2 protein-coding genes are annotated in these 2,616 nt (G+C 58.5%); one reads left to right on the top strand and one right to left on the bottom strand.

What is annotated here, in order from left to right; genetic code table 11:
• Nucleotides 1-1,496, bottom strand: a 1,496-nt coding sequence (locus AA0535_RS10865; protein WP_408868477.1) for a TonB-dependent receptor plug domain-containing protein, incomplete at its 3' end; no start/stop codon positions are given.
• 454 nt (nt 1,497-1,950) lie between these two features.
• Between AA0535_RS10865 and AA0535_RS10860 the strand changes: the two genes are divergently transcribed.
• Nucleotides 1,951-2,616 (top strand): IS6 family transposase (locus tag AA0535_RS10860; protein ID WP_264816163.1); only part of this gene is annotated, 666 nt, incomplete at its 3' end.

Below are 2,616 nucleotides of genomic sequence, written 5' to 3'. Positions count from 1 at the left end.
CCCGTGATGGTCTGGTTCAGCAGCGTGTTCATGCCAACGAAGTTGACGTCGTAATTCCAGTCTGAACCCCAGCGCGACGGGTGCCAGCCATTATAGCGCACCGAGCCACGGAAGTTCTGGCTCGTATCCATGGTCGTCGGGATCAGATCGCCAAAGCGATAATTGACCTGAGCCTGCTCACCCAATGCAGCATAAGGGTTGTTGGGGTTCAGCGAGCCATCGGCCAGATAGACGGGCAGATAGGTGTTTTGCGCCGTCGCCAGCTTCGCCTGGCTATAGGACGTGCCACCATAGGTCGAGTAGGGCGTGCCGGTGATGATCGAGCGCGCCTGCGACCATGTGAACATGGCTGTCAGCTGTGAACGCTCGGTCACATTGGCCGTGAAATGCGCCGTGGCGCTGACACGACGCAGATCGGGCGCTACCTGCGCGTATTTCTGCGTGTTCCACGAGCAGGCCTGGCTGGTCCCGGTACTACCACCGACCGAACCGGTCACGACACCGCCCAGACTACCGCAACCTGCCTGCTGGTTCAGCAATGACCATGGTGCCGTATTGGTGCCCGTCCCCGTCACGGGGCGCACGAGAGCCACCGTCGAAGGCGCGAAATTGGTGATCGACCCGCCAGAGACGATGTTGTCGTTACCATTGCCACCACCGATTCCGGTCAGATCGCCGTTATTATAGGGCGCACCGAGCTGACGGTAATAAAGCGGATCGTCTTGCTGATATTCCGAGTTGATATAGAAGTTATAGCCGTCGCGATGCAGGTCGCCATGGCCCCATGTTGCGTAGAGACGCTGATGCCCGGCATCGCCGCGCTGGGTCAGACCGCCTTCGGCATTGCCTTCGAAACCCTTGATCTCCTTGCGGGTGATCATGTTGACCACACCGGCAACGGCGTCGGCACCGTAGGTGGCCGAACCGCCATCCTGCAGCACGTCCACGCCCTGCATGATGGATTGCGGCATCCAGTTTGTGTCGACGAAGTTGCGCTCGCCGTCATCTGCCAGCGGATAATAGGACAGGCGCTGACCGTCCATGAGGACGAGGGTCGAATCCGTGCTGAGACCGCGGAGCGACGGGGCCGAGGCACCGGCGGCGAAGCCACCGCCCGCCGACCAGGCATTGGTCAGATTGCCTGCACCGTTAGAGGACAGAAGCTGCAGCGCATCGGTGACGGTCTTGATGCCGCGCTGCTGCATATCCTTCATGGTGATGTGGGTGATCGGTGAGGCGCTGGTGGTGTTCGGATCGCGGAACAGCGAGCCTGTCACCATGATCGTCTCGGGGCGCGAGGTCGCGGGAGCGTCCCCAACCGGAGCGGAAACAGCCCGAGCGCGCGTCGAGCGGCTCTGGGCATTGACCTTCACCTTGCTCTTGGCAGGAGCCTTCGCGGCGTTGACTGGGATTGTGGATGTTTCAGGGGCTGCAACACTCTGTGCTCTTGCGTCGCTGACAAAATGCAACAGGGCGATACAGGCGGTGGCACTCATGAGACCGGCGGCAAGTGGTCGCTTGCGTCGGGTTGACGGGGCGACGATTGGGGCAGAAATGCCCGATTCGTGCGTCTCTCTTGGGGACAGCGTCATGGAACGTTCCGTCAAAATGGGTTAATTCGCGATATTACGCATCGCAACGTTCCCAAGGCGTAACGCTCCATGGCGTAATCCCGCAAGGGATGCGTAAGATTTATGACAAATTCTGACAAGATATATGCAAATTTGTCACAGTCACGCACACGCAATATTACATAATCGGGACGTAAGTGGCCTACGCCGTGAAAGGTCCGATAATCTTCCAAGCTGGAGGGTTCGAAAAACTTTTTGGGTCTGGGGCTACCGGTGTGATTCCATCCCTTCCGTGATGATTGAGGGGGATGGCTCATGAAGCAGGCTGGTTTCTTTGACGGGTGCTGTCGCGTTAACTGTGGGGTGTTAGACGCGAGTGATGAAAGCGTCATCAGTGAGCTACAAACGGCACCGATTGCCTCGTGATCTGATTGCTCATGCGGTATGGCTGTATTTCCGCTTTCCTTTGAGCTTTCGCCTTGTGGAGGAGATGCTTCTCGAGCGGGGCATTGTCGTCTCATATGAGACGATCCGCCGATGGAGCCTGAAGTTTGGAGCGGCCTTTGCCCGCTCCCTGCGTCGCAAGGCGGCAAGACCGGATGATACCCGGCACCTGGACGAAGTGCGGATCGTGATCCGTGACCAGCCTCACTGGCTGCGGCGGGCCGTGGATCAGGACGGGTATGTTCTCGACGAAATCCTGCAAACCCGCCGGAACACCAAAGCGGCAAGACGTCTGTTGACCCAGCTCCTCAAACGGCAGGGTCTGCGCCCCAGTCGTATGATCACTGACAAGCTCAAATCCTATGGGACAGCGAGACGCAAACTTGTTCTCTCAATCTGGCATCTCTCGCATAAGGGTCTGAATAACCGGGCGGAGAACAGCCATCTTCCCCTGCGAAAACGTGAGCGCATCATGCAGAAGTTCCGCTCACGAGGCGGGTGCCAGCGCTTCATGTCCGTCTTCTCAGCTGGCCATAATCTGGAGGGTTCGAAGAACCGTGACTTGAAGACCTTTCCTCCTGATTTTGGGGGCGCCAGGCTG

It is taken from the genome of Asaia krungthepensis NRIC 0535, from assembly GCF_025995175.1.
Classification (GTDB): Bacteria; Pseudomonadota; Alphaproteobacteria; order Acetobacterales; family Acetobacteraceae; genus Asaia; species Asaia krungthepensis.
Note: the sequence above shows the minus strand (reverse complement) of the source record. Positions and strands in the feature narration are given on the sequence as shown.